This window comes from Enterobacter sp. WCHEn090032 (assembly GCF_003986875.1).
GTDB lineage: Bacteria > Pseudomonadota > Gammaproteobacteria > Enterobacterales > Enterobacteriaceae > Enterobacter > Enterobacter sichuanensis.
Genome location: NZ_RXRN01000011.1, coordinates 119934 through 144560 on the forward strand (window position 1 = coordinate 119934; position 24627 = coordinate 144560).

General features: G+C 54.8%; 23 protein-coding genes and 1 tRNA gene. 16 read left to right on the forward strand and 8 right to left on the reverse strand.

Going from position 1 to position 24627, the window contains the following annotated elements; genetic code table 11:
* Nucleotides 1-1671, reverse strand: a complete 1671-nt coding sequence (gene ligB / locus EKN83_RS11725; protein ID WP_126800966.1) for an NAD-dependent DNA ligase LigB — start codon at nucleotides 1669-1671, stop codon at nucleotides 1-3.
* 251 nt (nucleotides 1672-1922) lie between these two features.
* On the opposite strand from ligB, the gene gmk reads away from it, so the two are divergent.
* Genes gmk through recG form a run of 5 tightly spaced genes read left to right on the forward strand, consistent with a single transcriptional unit; the run spans nucleotide 1923 to nucleotide 7789 of the window.
* The gene (gene gmk, locus EKN83_RS11730; RefSeq protein ID WP_025757029.1) at nucleotides 1923-2546 is read left to right on the forward strand and encodes a guanylate kinase; all 624 of its coding nucleotides are present in this window, start codon (nucleotides 1923-1925) and stop codon (nucleotides 2544-2546) included.
* A gap of 54 nt (nucleotides 2547-2600) precedes the next feature.
* Nucleotides 2601-2876 (forward strand): DNA-directed RNA polymerase subunit omega, encoded by a 276-nt coding sequence (rpoZ, locus tag EKN83_RS11735; RefSeq protein WP_000135058.1) that lies wholly within the window; start codon nucleotides 2601-2603, stop codon nucleotides 2874-2876.
* Nucleotides 2877-2895: 19 nt separating this feature from the next.
* Nucleotides 2896-5010, forward strand: a complete 2115-nt coding sequence (spoT, locus tag EKN83_RS11740) for a bifunctional GTP diphosphokinase/guanosine-3',5'-bis pyrophosphate 3'-pyrophosphohydrolase (RefSeq protein ID WP_025757028.1) — start codon at nucleotides 2896-2898, stop codon at nucleotides 5008-5010.
* 4 nt (nucleotides 5011-5014) lie between these two features.
* The gene (trmH, locus tag EKN83_RS11745; RefSeq protein ID WP_047957437.1) at nucleotides 5015-5704 is read left to right on the forward strand and encodes a tRNA (guanosine(18)-2'-O)-methyltransferase TrmH; all 690 of its coding nucleotides are present in this window, start codon (nucleotides 5015-5017) and stop codon (nucleotides 5702-5704) included.
* Between the two features lie 3 nt (nucleotides 5705-5707).
* Nucleotides 5708-7789, forward strand: coding sequence for an ATP-dependent DNA helicase RecG (gene recG / locus EKN83_RS11750; protein ID WP_095449935.1), 2082 nt, complete (start codon nucleotides 5708-5710; stop codon nucleotides 7787-7789).
* Nucleotides 7790-7791: 2 nt separating this feature from the next.
* Here recG and gltS read toward each other — a convergent pair whose 3' ends face one another.
* Nucleotides 7792-8994, reverse strand: coding sequence for a sodium/glutamate symporter (gltS, locus tag EKN83_RS11755; RefSeq protein WP_025757025.1), 1203 nt, complete (start codon nucleotides 8992-8994; stop codon nucleotides 7792-7794).
* Between the two features lie 225 nt (nucleotides 8995-9219).
* On the opposite strand from gltS, the gene xanP reads away from it, so the two are divergent.
* Together xanP and EKN83_RS11765 are read left to right on the forward strand one after the other, a co-directional pair.
* On the forward strand, nucleotides 9220-10611 hold the full coding sequence (xanP, locus tag EKN83_RS11760; RefSeq protein WP_008502668.1) for a xanthine/proton symporter XanP: 1392 nt from the start codon (nucleotides 9220-9222) through the stop codon (nucleotides 10609-10611).
* A 119-nt stretch (nucleotides 10612-10730) separates the two neighbouring features.
* The gene (locus EKN83_RS11765) at nucleotides 10731-12419 is read left to right on the forward strand and encodes an AsmA family protein (protein ID WP_126800967.1); all 1689 of its coding nucleotides are present in this window, start codon (nucleotides 10731-10733) and stop codon (nucleotides 12417-12419) included.
* An 85-nt stretch (nucleotides 12420-12504) separates the two neighbouring features.
* On the opposite strand, the gene yicI is transcribed toward EKN83_RS11765, so the two are convergent.
* On the reverse strand, nucleotides 12505-14823 hold the full coding sequence (gene yicI / locus EKN83_RS11770) for an alpha-xylosidase (protein ID WP_126800968.1): 2319 nt from the start codon (nucleotides 14821-14823) through the stop codon (nucleotides 12505-12507).
* Between the two features lie 328 nt (nucleotides 14824-15151).
* On the opposite strand from yicI, the gene EKN83_RS11775 reads away from it, so the two are divergent.
* Nucleotides 15152-15246 (forward strand) — tRNA-Sec (locus EKN83_RS11775).
* A 6-nt stretch (nucleotides 15247-15252) separates the two neighbouring features.
* On the opposite strand, the gene EKN83_RS11780 is transcribed toward EKN83_RS11775, so the two are convergent.
* Together EKN83_RS11780 and EKN83_RS11785 are read right to left on the reverse strand one after the other, a co-directional pair.
* Nucleotides 15253-16464 (reverse strand): DUF3644 domain-containing protein, encoded by a 1212-nt coding sequence (locus EKN83_RS11780; protein ID WP_126800969.1) that lies wholly within the window; start codon nucleotides 16462-16464, stop codon nucleotides 15253-15255.
* Between the two features lie 42 nt (nucleotides 16465-16506).
* A complete protein-coding gene (locus tag EKN83_RS11785; protein WP_028028019.1) occupies nucleotides 16507-16698 on the reverse strand; it encodes a toxin-antitoxin system HicB family antitoxin in 192 nt (63 codons plus the stop codon).
* 125 nt (nucleotides 16699-16823) lie between these two features.
* On the opposite strand from EKN83_RS11785, the gene EKN83_RS11790 reads away from it, so the two are divergent.
* From EKN83_RS11790 to EKN83_RS11810, 5 genes are all read left to right on the forward strand, one after another.
* Nucleotides 16824-17165 (forward strand): SymE family type I addiction module toxin, encoded by a 342-nt coding sequence (locus EKN83_RS11790; RefSeq protein WP_126800970.1) that lies wholly within the window; start codon nucleotides 16824-16826, stop codon nucleotides 17163-17165.
* A gap of 59 nt (nucleotides 17166-17224) precedes the next feature.
* Nucleotides 17225-18262 (forward strand): virulence RhuM family protein, encoded by a 1038-nt coding sequence (locus tag EKN83_RS11795; protein WP_126800971.1) that lies wholly within the window; start codon nucleotides 17225-17227, stop codon nucleotides 18260-18262.
* A 264-nt stretch (nucleotides 18263-18526) separates the two neighbouring features.
* Complete coding sequence (tssD, locus tag EKN83_RS11800; protein ID WP_126800972.1) at nucleotides 18527-19012, forward strand: type VI secretion system tube protein TssD; 486 nt, start codon at nucleotides 18527-18529, stop codon at nucleotides 19010-19012.
* 9 nt (nucleotides 19013-19021) lie between these two features.
* Nucleotides 19022-19387 (forward strand): tlde1 domain-containing protein, encoded by a 366-nt coding sequence (locus EKN83_RS11805; protein ID WP_072052498.1) that lies wholly within the window; start codon nucleotides 19022-19024, stop codon nucleotides 19385-19387.
* Nucleotides 19384-19971 carry a hypothetical protein gene (locus EKN83_RS11810; RefSeq protein WP_260591231.1) on the forward strand — a complete coding sequence of 196 codons (588 nt, stop codon included), beginning with the start codon at nucleotides 19384-19386 and terminating at the stop codon, nucleotides 19969-19971. Before EKN83_RS11805 ends, EKN83_RS11810 begins: the two co-directional genes overlap by 4 nt.
* A 39-nt stretch (nucleotides 19972-20010) precedes the next feature.
* Here EKN83_RS11810 and EKN83_RS11815 read toward each other — a convergent pair whose 3' ends face one another.
* The 3 genes from EKN83_RS11815 to EKN83_RS11825 all read right to left on the reverse strand — a co-directional run bounded on the left by EKN83_RS11815 (nucleotide 20011) and on the right by EKN83_RS11825 (nucleotide 22194).
* Entirely contained in the window at nucleotides 20011-20448 is a 438-nt protein-coding gene (locus tag EKN83_RS11815) for an acetyltransferase (RefSeq protein ID WP_126800973.1), read from the reverse strand.
* Between the two features lie 144 nt (nucleotides 20449-20592).
* Nucleotides 20593-21591 (reverse strand): class I SAM-dependent methyltransferase, encoded by a 999-nt coding sequence (locus EKN83_RS11820; protein WP_126800974.1) that lies wholly within the window; start codon nucleotides 21589-21591, stop codon nucleotides 20593-20595.
* A gap of 78 nt (nucleotides 21592-21669) precedes the next feature.
* Nucleotides 21670-22194: a lipocalin family protein gene (locus EKN83_RS11825; protein WP_025757018.1), complete on the reverse strand. Its 525-nt coding sequence runs from the start codon at nucleotides 22192-22194 to the stop codon at nucleotides 21670-21672.
* 117 nt (nucleotides 22195-22311) lie between these two features.
* Between EKN83_RS11825 and EKN83_RS11830 the strand changes: the two genes are divergently transcribed.
* From EKN83_RS11830 to EKN83_RS11840, 3 genes are all read left to right on the forward strand, one after another.
* Complete coding sequence (locus tag EKN83_RS11830; RefSeq protein WP_025757017.1) at nucleotides 22312-23037, forward strand: MerR family transcriptional regulator; 726 nt, start codon at nucleotides 22312-22314, stop codon at nucleotides 23035-23037.
* 99 nt (nucleotides 23038-23136) lie between these two features.
* The gene (gene uraH, locus EKN83_RS11835) at nucleotides 23137-23550 is read left to right on the forward strand and encodes a hydroxyisourate hydrolase (RefSeq protein ID WP_025757016.1); all 414 of its coding nucleotides are present in this window, start codon (nucleotides 23137-23139) and stop codon (nucleotides 23548-23550) included.
* Between the two features lie 102 nt (nucleotides 23551-23652).
* A complete protein-coding gene (locus EKN83_RS11840) occupies nucleotides 23653-24612 on the forward strand; it encodes a YbgA family protein (protein WP_025757015.1) in 960 nt (319 codons plus the stop codon).
* Nucleotides 24613-24627: the final 15 nt, after the last annotated feature.

Below are 24627 nucleotides of genomic sequence, written 5' to 3' on the forward strand. Positions count from 1 at the left end.
TTAGAACCCGTTGATGTGCTGTTCAGCAAGCCACTTCGCCAGTACATCAATCTGAGGCGCGAGCATCCAGTTAACAATTTTTCTCGCCTTCTCCTCGCCCGTTCCCGGCAAGGTTTGCCAGTCCTTTGCGTTACGTCCGCTCAGCTTTTGCCACGTTACGTCTCCCATAGCCTTCAGTGAAGCCTGCGTCAGCGGAACACCCAGCGCCATGAGCCAGCGGATAAACGGCTGCTCACGCACCAGATTAAACTGATGCCAGAGCGCCAGCCCGCGCGCTGAGGAAAACCCTGGTGTAGCCTGCAGTTGCGCCTGAGTTAATAGCAGCCATGAAAAGAGATGCTCAAACTGATGCGCCTGCCAGAGCGTGCGCCAACCTGACTCGCCTAACCCTTCAATGTTTAACACCTGCTTTGAACTAAGCCATGTCAGCCTGGCAAAGAACTGATCCATACATTCAGGCGAAGCATAAAAGCAGCTCAGGGAATGAAAGCGCGTGGCGGGCGGTTCCGGCTTTTGTCGGTCCGTCCCACGCCAGACAACCTTATCAAACCGGGGGATCCCCTGCCCGGCAAGGCTCACCTGTATCTGATCGCCGGGAGCAATATCCAGCCTTTGCCAACGCGCGACCGATCCCAGACTCACCCGCTGCACCTGCTTATCATCCAGTTGCACCGCTTCCAGCGTTGCCACTACGGAGATTTTGCCCGTTCGACCAACGGTAAAACGAATATCTCTCACTTCCGCGACCTGGGCGGCAGGAGAATACTTCCATGCCACAACCCAGTTACCTTCACCGGGTAGCCAGCTATCGCCAGGGGGAACATCCGAAGACCGAACCACAATGCCGTCCGTGGCAAAGGGTAATGCCGCGTTTTGCCAGGCCAGACGCTGTTTTTCAACAGCTTCAACCGTCTGTACGGGCACGGTGTAGCGCGCCGTCAGGATAAATCCTGCCTGCGACAGCGCTGTCAGCGCGTTCTGCATCATCTGCGGCCCGTCCGGCCAGGCCCAGATAAAAACGCCAATCTGGTTCAGAGGCGCATTGTCCTTTTGTCGCATCATCGCGCCCGCTACCTTTGCACGGGCATTCATTCCGCCCATCTGCCGCTGAACATGGCCCTCACGCAACCAGAAAAGCTCCCCCTGTAAGACGCTGTTTGCCAGCTCCCCGGATACGTTCTTAGGCACGGACGGGATCAAACGCACTTGTGCCGTCCAGTCCTCACCTTTAAGTCCATTGCCACGGCTGATGGCCTGAGCGAGGATTCCGTTGCGATACACCAGCGTCACTGCCACGCCGTCGACTTTTGGCTGCATCCAGAGAGAGGTTCGGCCGTGCATCCACTGAGCCAGCGCGTCTATGCTGGCAACTTTACGAACCCCCGTATGCGCTACAGGATGTGTCACGCTTCCCGTCAGCGCAGGCAAGGTGTTTGCAGAAATATCGTTGCCAAAACAGCGCTGCCACTGGGTTAAGCGGGCGTTCAGCTGGTCATAAACGTCGTCATTAACCTCGCTCACGCCCTGCTTCCAGTAAGCGTCATCCCAGCGTTTGATTTGCGCGCTTAACGACGCGATCTCTTTTTCCGCTTTTGCCTGCGACCACACCGGGCACACCGCCGCGCCATAGCCACACCACAACAGCATTAACCCGCTTATCCATCGCCCCATCGCTATCCCTCCTTTACGTTGCAGGAGGTATACCGCGATGGCTAAAACAACGCTAACCACCTTGTTTCACTGTGCGAGGCGCTATCCGGTCTTTCTTTTTGTTGCTGAAAACCACAGATAAAACCTGAAAACGGCACGCAAAATTCAATAATCCAGGGGAAAAAGTGTGACAAAGGCTACGTCACACGGCGGTGACGTGTATAATAAGCCCGTATGTAGGACTTCTTCGCTAACACATACAAAAGACTCTCATGGCTCAAGGCACGCTTTATATTGTTTCTGCCCCTAGTGGCGCGGGTAAATCCAGCCTTATTCAGGCACTGTTAAAAACCCAACCGTTGTACGACACACAGGTTTCTGTTTCTCACACCACGCGTAAACCGCGTCCGGGTGAAGTGCACGGTGAACACTATTTCTTTGTGGATCACGACGAATTCAGAGCGATGATCGGCAGAGACGCGTTTCTTGAACATGCTGAAGTGTTCGGTAATTACTACGGCACCTCACGTGAGACCATTGAGCAGGTTCTGGCCACGGGCGTGAATGTGTTCCTGGATATCGACTGGCAGGGCGCGCAGCAGATTCGCAAGAAAATGCCTGACTCGCGCAGTATCTTTATTTTACCGCCATCGAAAGATGAGCTGGATCGCCGCCTGCGTGGCCGCGGTCAGGACAGCGAAGAGGTGATCGCAAAGCGTATGGAACAGGCTGTTGCAGAAATGAGCCATTACGCGGAATATGATTACCTTATTGTGAATGATGATTTTGATGCCGCACTGAGCGATCTCAAAACCATCCTTCGCGCAGAACGTCTGCGTATGAGCCGCCAGAAGCAGCGACATGACGCATTAATCACCAAACTGTTGGCAGACTGAACCCACTTTCAGTATCATGCCCAGTCATTTCTTCACCTGTGGAGCATTTTAAGTATGGCACGCGTAACTGTTCAGGACGCTGTAGAGAAAATTGGTAACCGTTTTGACCTGGTGCTGGTCGCCGCGCGTCGCGCTCGTCAGATGCAGGTAGGCGGTAAAGATCCGCTGGTACCGGAAGAAAACGATAAAACCACCGTTATTGCACTTCGCGAAATCGAAGAAGGTCTGATTAACAACCAGATCCTCGACGTGCGTGAGCGCCAGGAGCAGCAAGAGCAGGAAGCCGCAGAACTGCAGGCCGTAACCGCTATTGCTGAAGGTCGTCGTTAATTAAACCTGCGGGTCGCCCTTGTATCTGTTTGAAAGCCTGAATCAACTGATTCAAACCTACCTGCCTGAAGACCAGATTAAGCGTCTTCAGCAGGCGTATCTCGTTGCACGTGACGCTCACGAGGGCCAGACACGTTCAAGCGGTGAACCCTACATCACGCACCCGGTAGCGGTGGCCTGTATTCTGGCCGAGATGAAACTCGACTACGAAACGCTGATGGCCGCGCTGCTGCACGACGTGATAGAAGATACCCCAGCCACTTACCAGGACATGGAGCAGCTGTTTGGCAAAAGCGTTGCCGAACTGGTGGAAGGGGTCTCTAAGCTTGATAAGCTGAATTTCCGCGACAAGAAAGAGGCGCAAGCCGAAAACTTCCGCAAGATGATTATGGCGATGGTGCAGGATATCCGCGTCATTCTCATCAAACTCGCTGACCGTACCCACAACATGCGCACGCTGGGCTCACTTCGCCCGGACAAACGTCGCCGCATTGCCCGTGAAACCCTCGAAATCTACAGCCCGCTGGCGCACCGTTTAGGTATTCATCACATTAAAACCGAGCTGGAAGAGCTGGGTTTTGAAGCGTTGTACCCGAACCGCTATCGCGTGATTAAAGAGGTGGTGAAAGCCGCTCGCGGTAACCGTAAAGAGATGATTCAGAAGATCCTCTCTGAAATTGACGGGCGCTTGCAGGAAGCGGGGATCCCGTGCCGGGTCAGCGGTCGCGAAAAACATCTTTACTCCATCTACTGCAAAATGGTGCTCAAAGAGCAGCGTTTTCACTCGATAATGGATATCTACGCGTTCCGCGTGATCGTCCACGACGCCGATACCTGCTATCGCGTGCTGGGGCAGATGCACAGCCTGTATAAACCGCGTCCGGGTCGTATGAAAGATTACATCGCCATTCCAAAAGCGAACGGCTATCAATCTTTGCATACCTCGATGATCGGGCCACACGGCGTGCCGGTTGAAGTGCAAATTCGCACAGAAGACATGGACCAGATGGCGGAGATGGGTGTTGCCGCACACTGGGCCTATAAAGAGCACGGTGGCGAGAGCAGCACAACCGCACAAATCCGCGCCCAGCGCTGGATGCAGAGTCTGCTGGAGCTGCAGCAGAGTGCGGGCAGCTCGTTTGAATTTATCGAGAGCGTGAAATCCGATCTCTTCCCGGATGAGATTTACGTTTTCACCCCAGAAGGTCGCATTGTCGAACTGCCTGCGGGCGCGACGCCGGTCGACTTCGCGTATGCCGTGCACACCGATATCGGTCACGCCTGCGTGGGCGCGCGCGTCGACAGACAACCGTATCCGCTGTCTCAGCCGCTCGCCAGCGGCCAGACGGTGGAAATCATTACCGCGCCGGGTGCACGTCCGAACGCGGCCTGGCTGAACTTTGTCGTGAGCTCCAAAGCGCGCGCCAAAATTCGCCAGCTGCTGAAAAACCTCAAGCGTGATGATTCCGTGAGCCTCGGGCGTCGTCTTCTCAACCACGCGTTGGGCGGCAGCCGCAAGCTGGCCGAAATCCCGCAGGAGAACATCCAGCGTGAGCTGGAGCGCATGAAGCTCGCCTCCCTTGACGATCTGCTGGCAGAAATCGGCCTCGGCAACGCCATGAGCGTGGTGGTGGCGAAGAACCTGCAGCAAGGCGACACGACAGCCGTGCCTGCAACAACCCAAAGCCACGGACACCTGCCGATTAAAGGCGCGGACGGCGTGCTTATCACCTTCGCAAAATGTTGCCGTCCCATCCCTGGCGACCCGATTATTGCGCACGTCAGCCCCGGTAAAGGGCTGGTTATCCACCATGAATCCTGTCGTAACATCCGCGGCTATCAAAAAGAGGCGGAGAAATTTATGGCGGTCGAGTGGGATAAAGAGACCGCGCAGGAATTTATCACCGAAATTAAGGTGGATATGTTCAACCACCAGGGTGCCCTGGCGAACCTGACGGCAGCGATCAACACGGCCTCTTCCAATATTCAAAGCCTGAACACGGAAGAAAAAGATGGCCGCGTGTACAGCGCCTTTATTCGTCTGACCGCCCGCGACCGCGTGCATCTGGCGAACATTATGCGCAAGATCCGCGTCATGCCGGACGTGATTAAAGTCACCCGTAACCGAAACTAGTGGCATGAATTCACAACGTTACGCGCGGATATGCGAAATGCTCGCCAGGCGTCAGCCTGACCTGACGGTCTGCATGGAGCAGGTCCATAAACCGCATAACGTCTCTGCTATCGTCCGTACCGCAGATGCCGTCGGCGTGCATGAAGTGCACGCCGTCTGGCCGGGCCACCGGATGCGAACCATGGTCTCTGCTGCGGCAGGCAGCAACAGTTGGGTGTCCGTTAAATCTCACCAGACGATTGGCGATGCCGTCTCGCACCTGAAAGGGCGCGGTATGCAGATCCTTGCCACCAACCTGTCCGCTAAAGCCGTGGATTTCCGTGAGATCGACTACACCCGCCCGACCTGTATTCTGATGGGCCAGGAGAAAACCGGGATCACCCAGGAAGCGCTGGATCTGGCAGATCGGGACATCATCATTCCGATGATCGGCATGGTGCAGTCCCTGAACGTCTCCGTGGCCTCCGCGCTCATTCTGTATGAGGCGCAGCGCCAGCGTCAGAACGCCGGGATGTACGAGCGCAGCAACAGCATGCTGCCGGAAGATGAACAGCAGCGCCTGCTGTTTGAAGGTGGTTATCCGGTGCTGGCTCGCGTTGCGAAGCAGAAAAAATTGCCTTACCCCCACGTCAACGCGCAGGGCGAGATCGAAGCCGATGCCGGGTGGTGGGCCACCATGCAGTACGCAGGGTAACCGATGAAAGGCCGCCTGCTGGATGCCATCCCGCTCAACAGCCTGACGGGCGTGGGTGCGGCGCAAAGCAATAAGCTGGCTAAAATCGGCCTGCACACGGTGCAGGATCTCCTGCTCCACCTTCCCCTGCGTTATGAAGACCGCACCCAGCTGTACAAAATTGGCGATCTGCTGCCCGCCATTTATGCCACCGTTGAAGGCGAAGTCCTGAACTGCAACATCACCTTCGGCGGACGCCGGATGATGACCTGCCAGATAAGCGACGGCACCGGCATTCTCACCATGCGATTTTTCAACTTCAGCGCGGCAATGAAGAACAGCCTGGCAACGGGCCGCAGGGTGCTGGCCTATGGCGAAGCCAAACGCGGGAAATACGGCGCAGAGATGATCCACCCGGAGTACCGCGTTCAGGGCGATCTCAGCACGCCGGAGATGCAGGAGACGCTCACCCCGGTTTACCCGACGACCGAAGGCATCAAGCAGGCGACGCTGCGTAAGCTGACCGATCAGGCGCTGGAGCTGCTGGATACCTGCGCCATTACCGAGCTGCTGCCACCCGAACTGGCGCAGGGGATGATGAGTCTGCCCGAGGCGCTGCGTACCCTGCACCGTCCGCCGCCAACGCTGCAGCTCAGCGATTTAGAAAGCGGCAAACACCCTGCCCAACAGCGTCTTATCCTTGAGGAATTACTGGCCCATAACCTGAGCATGCTGGCGCTTCGCGCCGGCGCGCAGCGTTTCCATGCCCAGCCGTTAAGCCCGCGTGATGAGCTCAAGGATAAGCTGCTGGCCTCGCTGCCGTTTAAACCCACCGGCGCACAGGCGCGCGTTACCGCCGAAATTGAACGCGATATGGCGCTCGACGTACCGATGATGCGCCTGGTGCAGGGTGATGTGGGATCCGGTAAAACGCTGGTAGCCGCTCTGGCCGCCCTGCGCGCGATTGCACATGGCAAACAGGTGGCGCTCATGGCACCGACCGAACTGCTGGCCGAACAGCATGCGAACAATTTCCGCGCCTGGTTTGCGCCGCTGGGCATTGAAGTGGGCTGGCTTGCCGGGAAGCAAAAAGGCAAAGCGCGCCTTGCGCAACAGGAGGCGATTGCCAGCGGTCAGGTACACATGATTGTTGGCACCCACGCGATCTTCCAGGAGCAGGTGCAGTTTAACGGCCTTGCGCTGGTGATTATCGATGAACAGCACCGCTTTGGCGTGCATCAGCGTCTGGCCCTGTGGGAAAAAGGGCTGCAGCAGGGTTTCCACCCGCATCAGCTGATCATGACCGCCACGCCGATTCCGCGCACCCTGGCGATGACGGCTTACGCCGATCTGGATACCTCCACCATCGACGAACTGCCGCCGGGTCGTACGCCGGTGACGACGGTCGCCATTCCTGATACGCGTCGCAGCGATATCATCGACCGCGTGCGCAATGCCTGTACGCATGAAGGACGTCAGGCATACTGGGTGTGTACGCTGATTGAAGAGTCTGAACTGCTGGAAGCGCAGGCTGCAGAAGCCACGTGGGAAGAGTTAAAGCTGGCGCTGCCTGAACTCAACGTGGGTCTGGTTCACGGGCGAATGAAGCCTGCTGAAAAACAGGCGGTAATGCAGTCATTTAAGCAAGGGGAACTGCATTTACTGGTTGCAACGACGGTCATTGAAGTGGGCGTGGACGTGCCAAACTCCAGCCTGATGATCATCGAGAACCCGGAGCGTCTGGGCCTTGCCCAGCTTCACCAGCTCCGCGGGCGCGTTGGCCGCGGCGCGGTGGCGTCCCACTGCGTCCTGCTCTACAAAGCCCCGCTCTCGAAAACCGCCCAGATGCGGTTGCAGGTGTTGCGCGACAGCAACGATGGTTTTGTGATTGCGCAAAAAGACCTGGAGATCCGCGGCCCGGGTGAACTGCTGGGTACCCGCCAGACGGGGAACGCGGAGTTCAAAGTTGCGGACCTGCTGCGCGATCAGGCCATGATCCCGGAAGTTCAGCGCCTCGCCCGCCATATTCATGAACGCTACCCCGAACAGGCGGCAGCGTTAATTGAACGCTGGATGCCGGAAACCGAACGCTACTCCAACGCCTGACTTCAGGCGAACATCGGCAACATCAGGTACAGCTTAATCACCAGCGCGTTGACGATATCAATAAAGAATGCCCCGACCATCGGGACCACCAGAAACGCCATGTGCGATGGCCCGAATCGCTCGGTGATCGCCTGCATATTGGCGATTGCCGTTGGAGTTGCCCCGAGCCCAAACCCGCAATGCCCCGCCGCCAGCACCGCCGCATCGTAGTTTTTACCCATCATGCGCCAGGTGACGAACATGGCATAGAGCGCCATAAACAGGGCCTGCACCGCCAGAATCGCCACCATCGGCAGCGCCAGCGAGGCCAGCTCCCACAGCTTGAGGCTCATCAGCGCCATCGCCAGGAACAGCGACAGACAGACGTTGCCGAGCACCGAGACCGCCCGTTCAAACACGCGGTAGAAGCCCATCAGCGCCAGACCGTTGCTGAGGATCACTCCGATAAACAGCACGCAGACAAACGTCGGCAGCTCAAACGCGGAGCCCGCCAGCCCTTGCGCAACCACTTTGCCCACGGTCAGGCAGATGGCAATCATCGCGATGGTTTCAATCAACACCAGTGAGGTAATGCTGCGCCCGACGTCCGGCTTTTCAAAGGCGGTCGGGACCAGCTCATCGTCCGGTCTGCCGTCCGGCGTGGTGGAGTGCTTCACCAGATAACGCGCCACCGGGCCGCCAATCAGGCCCCCCAGCACCAGGCCAAAGGTGGCACAGGCCATCGCCACTTCCGTCGCATTTTCAAAGCCATAGCGCTCGATAAACAATTTACTCCACGCCGCCCCGGTGCCGTGGCCGCCAGACAGCGTAATTGACCCTGCCAGCAGCCCCATCAGCGGATCCAGCCCCAGCAGCGTCGCCATCCCGATACCGATGGCGTTTTGCATCAGCAGCAGCCCGACCACCACAATCAAAAATACGCCGAGCACTTTGCCGCCCGCCCGCAGGCTCGCCAGGTTGGCATTGAGGCCGATGGTGGCAAAAAAGGCCAGCATCAGCGGATCTTTCAGGGACATATCAAAATCGATTTCCCAGCCCATGCTTTTTTTCAGCACCAGCAGGGCCAGCGCCACCAGCAGGCCACCGGCGACAGGTTCAGGGATGGTGTATTTCTTCAGAAGGGAAACGCTATGTACCAGCTTACGACCAAGCAGCAAGACCAGCGTTGCGGCAACAAGGGTCGACAACGTATCGAGATGAATCATAGAAGGCTCCTGTTTTGCGCGTGTTCCATACACACGCGGCGTTATCCTGGGCCGTTTTGCGCTCTTCATGAGCCCCCGGCGCAAAAAGTGTAATTTTTTTTCCTTATCGGATGTAGAAAACCTGCTCACAGCGGCAGATTTTCTTGTCTTTTTTTGCTGGCAATCGTTTGCTTTTACCAGGTGGTCAGATAAAATGCCCGCTTTTCCACCGTGGGATTGCCGCCGATGTCCGTTAACACCATAGAGTCGCCTGATGCGCAACCGATTGCGCAGAAGCAAAATAGCGAACTGATTTACCGCCTTGAAGACCGCCCGCCGCTGCCGCAGACGCTTTTCGCTGCCTGCCAGCATCTTCTGGCGATGTTTGTTGCGGTGATCACCCCGGCGCTGCTGATTTGTCAGGCGCTCGGCTTACCGGCGCAGGATACGCAGCACATCATCAGCATGTCTCTCTTCGCCTCCGGCGTGGCCTCGATTATTCAGATTAAAGCGTGGGGTCCGGTGGGGTCGGGATTACTGTCGATTCAGGGCACCAGCTTTAACTTTGTGGCACCGCTGATCATGGGCGGTACAGCCCTGAAAACCGGCGGTGCGGATGTCCCGACCATGATGGCGGCGCTGTTTGGCACCCTGATGCTGGCAAGCTGCACGGAGATGGTGATCTCCCGCGTGCTGCATCTGGCGCGTCGCGTCATCACGCCGCTGGTTTCCGGCGTGGTGGTAATGATTATCGGCCTGTCACTGATTCAGGTGGGCCTCACCTCCATCGGCGGCGGTTATGCCGCAATGAGCGACCACACCTTTGGCGCACCGAAAAACCTGCTGCTGGCGGGCGTCGTACTGGCTATCATTATTCTGCTTAACCGTCAGCGTAACCCTTACCTGCGCGTCGCCTCGCTGGTGATCGCCATGGCGGCGGGCTATCTGCTGGCGTGGGCGCTGGGCATGCTGCCGGAGAATACCGCGCCAGCCAACAGCGCGCTGATCACCGTCCCGACACCGCTCTACTACGGCCTGGGCATCGACTGGGGTCTGCTCCTGCCGCTGATGCTGGTCTTTATGATCACCTCTCTGGAGACCATCGGCGATATCACCGCCACCTCCGACGTCTCCGAACAGCCGGTTTCCGGCCCGCTGTATATGAAGCGTCTGAAGGGCGGCGTGCTGGCGAACGGCCTGAACTCGTTTGTCTCCGCGGTGTTCAACACCTTCCCGAACTCCTGCTTCGGCCAGAACAATGGCGTGATCCAGCTCACCGGCGTGGCCAGCCGCTACGTCGGCTTCGTGGTGGCGCTGATGCTGATCGTTCTCGGCCTGTTCCCGGCAGTCAGTGGCTTTGTGCAGCACATCCCTGAGCCGGTGCTGGGCGGCGCGACGCTGGTGATGTTCGGCACCATCGCGGCTTCCGGCGTGCGCATCGTCTCCCGTGAGCCACTGAACCGTCGCGCGATCATGATTATCGCCCTGTCGCTGGCCGTCGGTCTGGGCGTTTCTCAGCAGCCGCTGATCCTGCAGTTTGCCCCGGACTGGGTGAAAAACCTGCTCTCTTCCGGCATTGCTGCGGGCGGTATCACCGCTATCGTGCTGAACCTCGTTTTCCCGCCAGAGAAAAACTGATCGTCCTCGCGGCAGGCTGTCAATGCCTGCCGTGACATCTCTTTACACCATTCCCGCCTTGAGGATTGCGCATAAATCGTGCATAACTCCTCTATGTGCGTTTTGCGGGATGGAAGACCATGAAATTTATTGGAAAGCTGCTCGTCTATCTTCTGGTAGCCCTGCTCATTGTGCTGCTGGCGCTCTATATTCTGCTCCAGACCCGCTGGGGCGCGACTCAGGTCAGCAGCTGGGTGACGGTGAATACCGACTACGAACTCAGTTTCGACAAAATGAACCACCGCTTTTCGTCGCCTTCCCACATCATTCTGGAAAACGTCACCTTCGGTCGGGACGGTAAACCCGCCACCCTGGTTGCCAAAAAAGTCGATATTGGCCTGAGCAGCCGGCAGCTCACCGATCCGCTGCATATGGACACCATCACCCTGTTCGACGGTACGCTGAATCTCTCCCCGCAAACCGCGCCGCTGCCCTTCCAGGCGGACCGCCTGCAACTGAACAATATGGCGTTTAACAGCCCCAATACCGAATGGGACCTGAGCGCGCAGAAGGTGACGGGGGGCGTCAGCCCGTGGCAGCCGGAAGCGGGCAACGTGCTGGGTAAAAGCGCGCAGATCCAGATGAGCGCCGGCTCGCTGACCCTGAACGGCGTGCCGGCCACCAACGTGTTGATCGAGGGCCAGCTTAACGGCAAAGAGGTGGTGCTGAGCACCATTGGTGCCGATATGGCACGCGGCTCACTCACCGGCTCCGCCCTGCGCAACGCCGACGGCAGCTGGATTATCGACACCCTGCGTCTGAACGAGATCCGCCTGCAGAGCGATAAAACGCTGATGGCGTTCTTCGCCCCGCTGACCACCATCCCTTCTCTGCAGATTGGTCGTCTGGACGTTACTGACGCCCGGCTGCAGGGCCCGGACTGGGCGGTAACGGACCTGGATTTAAGCCTGCGCAACCTGACGCTGAGCAAAGGTGACTGGCAAAGCCAGGAAGGCCGCCTGTCCATGAACGCCAGCGAGTTCATTTACGGTTCTCTGCATCTCTTCGACCCGATCCTGAATGCGGAATTCTCCCCGCAGGGCGTGGCGCTACGCCAGTTCACCTCCCGCTGGGAAGGGGGCATGGTACGTACCTCCGGTAACTGGCTGCGCGACGGCAAAGCGCTGGTGCTGGACGACGTCGCCATCGCCGGGCTGGAGTACACTCTGCCGCAGAACTGGAAAACGCTGTGGATGGCGCCACTGCCGGAATGGCTGAACAGCGTCACGCTGCAAAAATTCGGCCTGAGCCGCAACCTGGTAATCGACATCGATCCTGCCTTCCCGTGGCAGATCACCTCTCTGGATGGCTATGGCGCAAACCTGCAGCTGGTAAAAGATCGCCAGTGGGGCGTCTGGGGCGGCAGCGCAACCCTCAACGGCGCTGCGGCCACCTTTAACCGTGTGGACGTGCGTCGTCCGTCGCTGGCGCTAAACGCCAACGCCGCCACGGTGAATATTAGCGACCTGAGCGCGTTTACCGAGAAAGGGATACTTGAGGCGACCGCGACGGTTTCACAACTTCCTCAGCGACAGACAACCGTGAGCCTGAACGGGCGCGGCGTGCCGCTCAACATCCTGCAGCAGTGGGGCTGGCCGGCGCTGCCGATTGCGGGCGACGGCAATGTTCAGCTCACCGCCAGCGGCAGCGTGCAGGCCAGTGCGCCCTTAAAGCCGACGGTCAACGGCAAGCTGAATGCGGTGAATATGGATAAACAGCAGGTGCAGCAGACCATGACGGGTGGTGTAGTTTCAACACCGGTGCAATAAACAAGCCGGGTGGCGGCTATGCCTTACCCTGCCTACTCGATCCCGTAGGCCCGGTAAGCGAAGCGCCACCGGGCATTTTTACGGCTCAGAAGTAAACCACCACTTCATCCCCCTGGGCTTTCACCACCACTCCCCACTCGCTACCGACGTGTGAACCGCCTTTCACGCCGCTCACCTCCGGCACGTTGCGCAAGCAGACCGACCAGTTTCGCGCGTCACCCGTGCCGGTAAAGGTCACGGTGTCGCCCTGACGTGATGCCTTCAGCGTAAACGCCACAGAACCGTCCACCGCAGGTACCTCGCTCACTGCCGTGATGCCATCGCCCAGGTTAAACAGCTGGAACGCTGTCCCCTCATTCCATGCATAGTCCGGCTTCTGCTTATTGTTGCCCAGCGCCAGCAGGGTATTGTCGCGCACGTAAACCGGCAGGCTCATGAAACCATGCTGCTGTTTATGCCAGCGGCTGCCCTCGATTTCATCGTTATGCCACAGGTGCGTCCACCGTCCTTGCGGCAGGTAGAACTGCACGTCACCCGCCTCAGAGAAGACGGGCGCGACCATCATCGCATCCCCCAACATGTACTGACGGTCGAGGTAATCACACGCCGGATCGTCCGGGAACTCCAGCATCATCGCCCGCAGCATCGGCGTGCCGAACTCGCGGGCCAGCGCCGCCTGACGATACAGATACGGCATCAGCTGGCATTTCACCTCGGTGAAGTGGCGTACCACGTCGCAAGACTCGTCATCGTACGCCCACGGCACGCGATAGGATTTGCTACCGTGCAGGCGGCTGTGGCTGGAGAAGAGGCCAAACGCACACCAGCGCTTGTAGACGTGCGCCGGGGCGGTGTTTTCGAACCCGCCGATATCGTGGCTCCAGAATCCGAAACCGGAGAGACCGATCGACAGACCGCCGCGCAGGCTTTCCGCCATCGATTCGTAGTTGGCATAGCAGTCGCCGCCCCAGTGCACCGGAAACTGCTGCGCGCCGACGGACGCGGAGCGGGCAAACAGCACCGCCTCTTCCTCGCCCACCGTCTCTTTCAGCACGTTCCACACCAGCTCGTTATAGATGAAGGCGTAGTGGTTGTGCATTCTCTGCGGAACGGATCCGTCAAACCACTGCACGTCCGTCGGAATACGCTCGCCAAAGTCGGTCTTGAAGCAATCGACGCCGATATCCACCAGGCCTTTCAGCTTGTCGGCATACCACCGACACGCGTCCGGGTTGGTAAAGTCATAAATCGCCAGTCCGGGCTGCCATTTGTCCCATTGCCACACGCTGCCGTCCGGGCGCTTGAGCAGGTAGCCTTTCTCTTTCAGCTCCTGAAAGACCGGTGACTTCTGGCCGATATAGGGGTTGATCCACACGCAGACCTTCAGCCCTTTCTCCTTCAGGCGCCGAATCATCCCTTGCGGGTCCGGGAAGGTCACCGGGTCCCACTCGAAGTCGCACCACTGGAAGGCCTTCATCCAGAAGCAGTCGAAGTGGAAGACGTGCAGCGGCAGGTCGCGCTCGGCCATCCCGTCGATAAAGCTATTTACCGTGGCTTCGTCGTAGTTGGTGGTAAACGAGGTGGTGAGCCACAGGCCGAACGACCACGCCGGCGGCAGCGCCGGACGCCCGGAGAAGCGGGTATAGCGGTTTAATACCTCTTTTGGTGTCGGCCCGTCGATCACGAAATACTCCAGGTATTCCCCTTCAACGCTGAACTGCACTTTGGAGACTTTCTCCGAGCCAATTTCGAAAGAGACGTTTTCCGGATGGTTGACCAGCACGCCGTAGCCGCGATTGGTCAGGTAGAACGGGATATTTTTGTAGGACTGCTCGGTGCTGGTGCCGCCGTCGCAGTTCCAGGTATCGACCCGCTGACCGTTGCGCACCAGGGCGGTAAAGCGCTCGCCGAGACCGTAGACCGTTTCCCCCACGCCCAGATCCAGCCGTTCAAACACGTAATTGCGGTCGGTATGGGTATCCTGCACGTAACCGTTGTTTTTCAGCTGACTGCCGGTAATACGCTGACCGTCGCGCAGGAAATCCAGCGCCCAGAACTCCCCTTTGGTGACGCGCACGCTGATGTTGCCGCTTTTCAGCTCGGCAAACTCGGCGTTGTTTTCAATCTCAACCTTCACTTCGTTCAGCACGTTGAGCGGGTAGTGCGGGCCTTTATCCTGCCTCCCCTGGAAGTGCTCGATGCGCACCCCGACAATCCCTTCCTGCGGTGCGAAGAGCCGGACGGTGAACATCAACGTATCAAGCTGCCAGGCGCGTTCCCGCACGTCGCGCGGCGCCACGTAAACCACCAGGTCATTGCCCTGCCGCTCCACGTCGAACACCTGCACCGGATACGTCACGTTCAGCCCCGGTTGAATAAGCCAGTTTCCATCACTGATTTTCATACTTTCGTCCTCCTGGTTCTGTAATCCTTTGCTGGCCGTCAGGCGCCAGCCGTGTGGCGACACGGGCACTGAGACCGGTTACAGAGGTTTTAAACCATTGGTTCAGGGGGGAGTATTGCGTTTTCTGGTTAGCAAATTACGTTTCTTGTTTTTTGTGATCGGGGTAAATGTTGGGGGGCACGCAGGGCTAACATGAGGATTTTCTTAAGAATTAACTGAAATGGGGGTATTCAGGTCAAAAGAGAGGTGAAAAAAGTGTGTCGGGGTATGTGGTAAATGCCTGAAAGTAGCTATAATGCGCCCCGCCTCCATGTAGCAATGCAGGCGCGGAAGATCGTCATCTCCGGTGAGGTGGCTGGACTTCAAATCCAGTTGGGGACGCCAGCGTTCCCGGGCAGGTTCGACTCCTGTGATCTTCCGCCAGTTCGTTTATTTTTTCTTTCGCTTTGTTTTATAGAATAAAACTGCGTCATCAAGCCAATTTGGTTGTTTAAGATTCTTTATTACCCACTGTATGAATTTTTCTGAATATCTGTGGCGCTCATCGATCATAAAGTGCATATCAGAACGTTTTGTTTTTTGGATGTTATGCTTTTGAACAATTGCCCTGAACGAGAATCTTGTTATTGTCGTACATGTTTGCAATTTATTAATGAGTTCAATTGCTGTACTTTCATAATACGGATGTGTTATATCAGGATCTCGAGTTTCTCTAATAATAACAGCCTTATTGCCTGTATTACCCATATCTAAAGACAGGTCACTATCTTTTTCTGATCTTGTTAAGATCAGTCTGTAATCTATTGCTATACTGAATGCATTGGAATTTTGTTCTTTGTCTATATTATGAAAGCGAGTCAAAAATTCTTTTGCAATATTAGCGGTCATGTCACCATAATTTTCTTTCAGCGTGGCAATATCGCTTTTAGGCCCATCAACGATAAGACTTAACATACCAACACTTTGACCTGCCAGAGGAGAAGTACCAGTTTCATTCAAATATCGTTGTTGGTAATTCAAGACATTTGCCTGAAAAAGGCGTGAAAGTTCTGGCTGCAATTCAGGCAGAAGAAGATGTATTGCTCCATCCCGAAGTTCAATCAAAGTCTCTAGATTTTTTTTAACGGGATCACTTTGTTGTAAACGTTTGTTTATAGCATCAGAAATACATATCGTATATCCATTCTTTTTAAAAACTGAATCAACTCCAATCGACTTAATCAACTCAGCTTTTAACAAAAGCTCCCATGCATTCACTGCTAAAATACAAAAAGCCTCAACTCTATTATCTAAAGTTGGTCTATTGTATACTTCCAAAGACAAAATAAAAGCATCCAAACTTCTTTTTAGAAGAGATCTATAAATTTTTATATCTGGGGTTAATGCTTTAGCTCTTAATGATTGAGACATTATTAGTATGAAATCATCATTAGAGAGTTTCTGAATACCATCACACTTCCAAAATTTCCCATCCACACTATATACGTACTGACCATTTAGCTTTTCATTTATATACTTTCTAATACTGTTTTCTGTATACCCAGTTTCATTTGCTAAATCCTTTGCAGTAAATAAAGTCTTGTTTTTATCGTATTTTCTTAGAGAGTTTAATAATTTTAATTGATTAGCTGTGCGTGTCATAATAAATTCCTTTTTTGCTATTAAGCAATTTATTTGCATTAATCATCCTTTTGGCTCTAGACCTTTTCGTCGTAAAGCCTCCCTCGCCAGTTCCTTCAACCAACTGGCGAGACTAACTCCTTCCTCAGCCGCCACCGCATCCAACTGTTCCTTCAATGCCGGATCAATTCGCATCTTAAACTGCGGAGACTGCCCGCCACCTTTTGGTTTTTTTTCGCGCGATATGATTGACATGAGGCCACCTATCCATCTACTCTGACATACATAGGAGGCCACCTAAACCTCCTGTATTTGCAACGCCCCGATGTGCGGGAACACAGCCGGAGCGTCTAACCTCACCAACTATCAAGGAGTTGATTATGGCTGATTCGCATTCTACCCCAGACACCGACCAATCCGGAACCGAGCGTTCGTTAATTGTGGGATACCGCCCGAATGTTTTCGACAAATCCACACCCAATATCATTTTATCCGGAAAATGGCTGCGCGCAGCGGGGTTCGAAACCGGGCATTATGTGACCGTAAAGGTGATGAAAGGGTGCATTGTTCTGGTGGCGTATAACGAGCAGGAGCAGAGATTGCAGGATGAGTACAAACGGACAAAGGACAAACTTGTGCAGATAGAGAAAGGCCTTGCCGCGATTCAGACTCAGATTCCTGGAAAGCGCCTCGCAAAAGCAAATACAAACCATCTGGCTTAGCGGCTATTTCTGGCATACTACGTGCCTGGTGCGTTAATCATTAAGGATGAGGAGGCGACATGGCAGATAAAGACGTAATCCAAAATCCAACAGGCGAATTTATTATATTTGCCAGCGGTGACGGAAGAGTCCGTGTCGAATGTCGCTTCGAATCAGACACGATCTGGTTATCCCAGGCAGCAATGGCCGATCTGTACGGTAAAGATGTTCGAACTATCAACGAGCATCTGATGAATATATTTTCTGATGGTGAAATTGATCAATATTCAACTATCCGGAAATTCCGGATAGTTCGTCAGGAAGGAAAACGTCAGGTTTCCAGAGAGATAGAGCACTACAATCTTGAAGCAATACTTGCTGTCGGCTATCGCGTCCGCTCCACGCGAGGTACACAGTTCCGCCAGTGGGCCACCCAAACGCTGCAGGAATATCTGGTAAAAGGCTTCGTTATGGACGACGAGCGCCTGAAAAATCCCCCTGTTGGCTCATCCGTCGTACCTGACTATTTCGATGAAATGCTGGAACGCATTCGCGATATACGGGCCAGCGAACGCCGGGTTTATCTCCGCGTGAAGGAGATTTTTGCATTAGCCGCTGATTATCAGCCATCACTCAAAGAAACCACGCAATTTTTCCAGACCATCCAGAACAAACTGCATTTTGCCTGCACGGGTCTTACCGCTGCTGAGTTGATTCACCAACGTGCGGACGCCACGCAACCGCATATGGGGCTGACCAGCTATAAAGGCGAAGAAGTCCGTAAAAGCGATGTCACCACTGCAAAAAATTATCTGTCTCATGATGAGGTCAGCGAGCTTAATCGCGTCGTTAATATGTGGCTCGACTTTGCTGAAGATCAGGCCAAACGCCGTAAGCAGGTATTTTTACGAGACTGGCAAACTAAACTCGATCAGTTCCTGCAATTTAACGACCGGGACGTTTTAGAAGGCGCAGGCAAAATCAGCAAGAAAGCGGCGGATGAAAAGGCCTGCTCAGAATACGTTGAGTTTGAAAAAAAGCAGCGCCTGCTGAAAGAAGCCGAAGGTGAGAAAGATATTATCGGCTTATTAAAATGGGATAAGCAGGCTAAGCGATAATTCCGGTACAAGTTCGTTACTTAACGACATTCCCCATTTTAATACTAGATACTTTCTATAAGCTATTATTGCTCTTACTATAGAATAGCGATCATAAATAAATCCTATGTTTTTTTTCACATCAATTCACGCCACACATATTTCGCAAAGGTAATTTTATTTTTAAGCAGATAAAATTTTCCAGCATTTCTATTTTGAAATGTAGATCACAATTTAACATATCAATGAAGAGTAGTTTCCCTCAGTCTATAAAAGGAGACTGAGATGGCTATACCTGTTTACTTATGGCTCGAGGATGATTCAGGCCGTAAAATTAAAGGCTCTGTCGATATACAAGATCGCGAGGGTTCAATAGAGGTTATTGAATTTATGCACTCTATAGAACAACCAATAGATAAACTCACTGGGAAAACCACAGCAAAACGCATTTGTAGTACCTATGCATTCATGAAAGAGATTGATTCATCATCCTCTTATCTATACAAAGCCTTGACCACTGGACAAACGCTAAAAAAAGCAGAGTTTATATTTTACAGGATCAACTATAACGGGCTAGAAGAGGCTTACTTTAAGACAACTTTAGAAAACGCAAGAGTTGTTCAAATTGAACCGATCATGTTTGACATTAAACATCCGCAAAACGAACACAATACACACCATGAATATGTAGATCTGACATATGAAAAAATAACATGGCACTACATTGATGGAAACATCATTCACTCTGATACCTGGAAAGAACGCGCTTAAGGAGGAAATATGTCCTGGGAATATGATGTAAAAGAGCATAAGTTTTATCTGGATGGTGTCTACCAATTTGATGCGGATTATGCAGGAGCAAGTGGTTACAAAAACGATCCTTCGCAAGAATGTGTGAAAAACAGCGGACCTCTGCCCAGAGGTACCTACACTATTGGGTCCCCCCATAATTCAGCGCATACTGGAAAATATACTCTCAGCCTCACGCCCTACTCAACAAATGAAATGTGTGGTAGGGACTCATTTAAAATTCATGGTAAAAGCAGTTTGCACCCTGATGATTCTTCAGAGGGCTGCATCATTGCTCCTTTAAGTGCCAGAAGGAGTATCTGGAAAAGCAACGATACGGTACTGATTGTCAAATGAAGCGTTTATTTTATTTATTGCCATTACTCGTTGCAGTCAGTACGCATGTCTTCGCAACTGAAATGACCGGCTTTGCAACCCAGTATTACAATGAAGACGACTCGCTGGCAGAAATTTCAACAACATTGCCCCTCTCCCCCACCATTACCATCGGCAAGAAAACCGTTCAGATGGAGGTTACACCTCTGGTGGATATCTCCAGCACAACCGTTCAGAAAGGCAGTTCCGCACGCTGGGTCTGCCTTCATGACGATGATGGAACGAATTACTGGTTCATTTCGGATAACGAAATGGGAGCAGGATTGCTAACTGCGCTAGCTATAGCCCAGGATGGCATCCATAAAGAGTGTGCAAAAACAACGGAGCATGTCAGCGTCTCAGTCGCTAATGTTCCATTGTTAAATGCGACGCATGGGAACTTAGTCGAATTGCTCGGCAAGAAAGAGATCGCCAAAAACAACGCGATGCTTTTTTATCAGGAGACACCAGTAAAGAATGGATTCATCAGGAGTAATACCGTCTCTTATTACTTTGACGGCGAAAAAGTACGTGGCGTCATCATCGGGCAAATTACCAGTAACTAGCTCACAGGCTCCCTCTTCGCAGGAAGAGGGAGTAAAAGACTATTCACCCAACCGCATATGCAACAGCGGAAACGGATTCCCCTGCCCGTCCACTTCCGAGCGTCCGACCTGCTTAAACCCCATATGGCGATAAAATTCAACGCCCTGCGGGTTTTGCTCATTCACATCCACTTCATTCACGCCAAACTCTGCGATGGCATATTTCAGCAGTAATTTCCCGATGCCTTTTCCCCGGCTCGCATCGTCAACAAACAGCATTTCAATACGATTTTCATCCACGCCTAAAAAGCCATGAATTACGCCTGCGTCATCGCGAGCCATCACGACGGTGAGATTTGGCAGATACGCGTTGAGCAGTAGCGGGCGCAGCGCCGCAATATCGCTTTCCTGCAAAAAATGGTGAGTGGCGCGAACGGAGGATTCCCAGATGGCGACCAGTCGTTCGAAGTGTGAGGGGTGTACGGTTTCTATTTTCATGAGGAGATCATGTCTGGAAAACCAAACGCATTCAAGTCACTCTCTGCGGCCTGTTCCCCCTCACCCTCACCCTAACCCTCTCCCTCGAGGGAGAGGGGACTGTCCGTGCGGTTTCTGGCCAACTCAGCGGATGTACCGATCGCGCTAAACCCTAACCTCCATCACCGCATACACCCCATCCTTCGGCACCACCACGGTGACGTTTTCAACCGGGACGCCCGCCGCAATGTGGATATCCTGCAGCTGCTGTAACGACCGCGGGTGAATATCCTCCCAGCCGATACCGCGCAGCACAAAGTCAATCTGCGGGCTGCTGGTCAGCATGTTCGATACAATCACCGCCCCGCAGGGCTTGACCAGCCGCAGCGCGCGCTGGAGGAAAATTACCGCATCGGTATCGTTGAAGTATTCGAAAATCCCCAGCGCATCGACCAGTTCAGCCTGATGCTCACCCAGCTCCAGCAGTAAGTCCTCATTACGCACCAGCGTATGAAGCAGGTTGCGCCGAAGCAGGGTCAGCTGTTCGCCCACCACAATGCCCTCCTGGGCCGCCATGGTTTCGGCCCAGCTGAGCGCCACGGGGTCTTTGTCCACCAGCGTGAGATACACCTGCTGGCCGTCGAGCTTTGCTTCGCGCAGCGCCTCCAGCACCGGGATTGCAGCCCCGCTCGCCAGGCTGACCCAGTTGTTCTCACTCTCGTTATGAATGTATTTATCCACCAGCGCGGCCAGCACCCGGGCGCGGGAACGCACGCCTACCGCATCGTTAGCGTGGATAAACCACTGGCGGCTGTCGCTGTCCATTTTGGTTCCGTCTGGCAGGCGGTCTTCCAGCGGGTTTTGCACCACAAACAGCGCCAGCGCGGAGGGCACCAGCCGGGTGCGCCACGCGCTCAGCGCCGGGCGGTTGCGAAAGGCCTGTTCGGAATAGCGGTTCTGCGGGACAAGCACCGCCTCTCCCCCCTCTTCGTATTCAATCCGAGGGGGACGGAGCGCAGGCTCAGCTTTCAGCGCCCGGTCAAGGGTGGCAATCTCACGGACAGCATCGTCTTTCATCGGCCACCGATCGCTGACGTCGGGAAATGACGCACTGAAAATGGTCATGTTTTCCGGTGCATTGCCGCGAAAAGGCTGCCAGTTCATGTCCTCTTCCCTCCGTAGGGCTTTTAACGGAAGTCTATCCAGGCGAGCCAGTAATACCCTACGAAGAAAGCACGATCTTTACTGCTTCACCCACACCAGCTGATCAACCCGGAAGCCCAGGCTGCGGGCAGTGTTCAGATAATCTTGTTTCACCGCATCCGGGATCGTGGGCGTGCGCGACAAAATCCACAGGTAATCGCGGTTCGGACCGCTCACCAGCGCGTACTGGTACTTGTCGTCCAGCTTGATCACGTTATAGCCGCCGTAGAACGGTCCGAAGAACGACACCTTCAGCGCAGCCGTGGTCGGTTCGCCGGTAAAGTACGCCTTCCCTTCGCTCTCATTCCACTTGTTCTTCACCGGGTCGTAACCGCGGTTAAGCACGCTAATGCCGCCGTCGCTGCGCTTGCCGTAGGTGGCGGTCACCTGCTCCAGCCCGCGTTCAAAACGGTTTTCCAGGCGGGCGACTTCGTACCATTTACCGAGATAGCGGCTGGCATCAAAACCGGAAATCGGCTGCACGCCCTTCGGCGGCGTAGGGGATGTACAGGCGACCAGCGTCAGGGCAATGGCAACACCGGTCACAACAGGCCATAGCTTCATGAGAATTCCTTTCATTTGCACGGTTGGATGTTAAGTGTAGTGCACCGTTTCGGCGCTTCATCCCGTTCGGGAAAATTCGTAGTATATTGAGAGTATTCCTCCACTCTGGACACGGACATGGCTTACTCCATCGGCGAATTCGCCAGACTCAGCGGCATCACCGCCACCACCCTGCGGGCGTGGCAGCGTCGCTACGGTTTACTCAAGCCACAGCGCACGGAAGGCGGCCACCGCCAGTACAGCGATGAGGACGTCCAGCAGGCGCTAAAAATCCTCGACTGGGTTAAAAAAGGTGTCCCGATTGGCCAGGTCAAACCGCTGCTGGAACGCCCGACGCCGGGGCGGACCAACAACTGGCAAACCCTGCAACAGAACATGCTGCAACGTCTGCAGGACGGCAAAATCGAGTCCCTGCGCCAGATGATCTACGACGCCGGACGCGAGTACCCAAGACCCGAGCTGGTCACGAACGTGCTGCGCCCGCTGCGCAGCCAGGTCTCAGCTAACGTCGCCGCCGCCATGACCCTGCGCGCGATCCTTGACGGCATCATCATCGCCTACACCTCGTTTTGCCTCGAAGGCGATAAAAAAGCGCCAGGGGATAATATTCTGCTCAGCGGCTGGCACCTGAACGACGCCTGCGAGATCTGGCTCGAAGCCCTGACGCGCACCGGGCAGGGCCACCGGATCGACATTCTGCCCTCGCCTCCTGACGCGCTGGCCCCGGAAATTTTCCCGGAGCGCAAATGGCTGCTGGTCACCAGCGGCAAGCTCACCGCCGCGCGGAGAAAGCAGGTGGAGCAGTGGCAGCAGCAGGTTTCCCTTGAGGTGATTATCCTCTGACGATTTTCTCCTGTGGGAATTGTCACGAAAAGTTGAATATTTTCCCGCGCTGCGAATGCTAACGTTTTCCTGTGACGACTAACTCCACAGGAAAACATCATGAAAAAAACCACCCCTCTGCTGATCCTGGCCGCGATGGCCTTTACCCCTGCCGCCTTCAGCGCCGCCCCGGCTGGCACGCTGAGCGTACACGTTCTAGACCAGCAAACCGGTATGCCGCCGTCGGACGTGACCGTTACCCTGGAAAAGCAGGAGCAGGATAAATGGACCCAGCTTGCCAGCGGTAAAACCGACCATGACGGACGCATCAAATCGCTCTATCCTCAGGACCAGGACATGCAGCCCGGCGTATATAAAGTGACCTTTAAAACCGCCGACTACTTCCACACCAAAAAGCTGGACTCCTTCTTCCCGGAGATCCCGGTGCTGTTTACCGTGACCCGCACCAACGAGAAACTGCACATTCCGCTTCTGCTGAGCCAGTACGGTTACTCGACCTACAAGGGCAGTTAAGACGTGTTGATTTTAAAAGAATAAAAAAAATAGTTACGCCAATACTTGGACAAATTAGTCATGTTGTGTAAGTTTTAGTTATATGAACGGGAGGACCACACCATGACAACGAAACCTGTGCTCGGTATTAGCGGATGTTTGACCGGATCCGCCGTTCGCTTTGACGGCGGACATAAGCGTATGGGCTTCGTCATGGATGAGCTGGCCCAGTGGGTGAATTTCAGGCCCGTCTGCCCGGAAATGGCCATCGGCCTGCCGACGCCTCGCCCGGCGCTGCGTCTGATCGTCATGACGAACGGTGAAACGCAGATGCGCTTCAGCCATGCGCCTCATGAAGACGTTACGCAGAAAATGGCGGACTTTACGGCAGACTTTTTGCCGAAAATTGGCGATCTCTCCGGCTTTATCGTCTGTGCGAAATCCCCCAGCTGCGGCATGGAGCGCGTGCGGCTGTATGATGAAAACGGCAACCGGGGCCGCAAGGAGGGGGTTGGGCTGTTCACCGCTGCCCTCCTTGAAACCTGGCCGTGGCTGCCCGTGGAGGAAGATGGACGCCTGCACGATCCGGTGCTGCGGGAGAACTTCGTCGAGCGTGTTTTTGCGCTGCACGAGCTGAACACACTGCGAAAAAATGGCCTGACGCGCCGCGCGCTGCTGGACTTCCACAGCCGCTACAAGCTCCAGCTGCTGGCGCACCATCAGGCGGGTTACCGTGAAATCGGCCCGTTCGTCGCCTCACTGCACGAGTGGGAAGACCTGGACGCCTTCTTCGTGGCGTACCGGGAGAAGCTGATGACTATCCTGAAAAAACCCGCCTCGCGGAAGAATCACACTAACGTACTGATGCATATTCAGGGCTATTTCCGTAACCAGCTGAACAGCCGCCAGCGCGGCGAACTGCGCGATGTGATCCTGCACTATCGCAACGGGCAGTTACCTATCCTCGCGCCGATCACGCTGCTGAAGCACTACCTTGCCGAATATCCTGACCGGTATCTGATGACGCAAAACTACTTTGATCCCTATCCTGATGATTTGGGTCTGCGTCTGGCCGTTAAGTAAATAAAGACGCGAAGG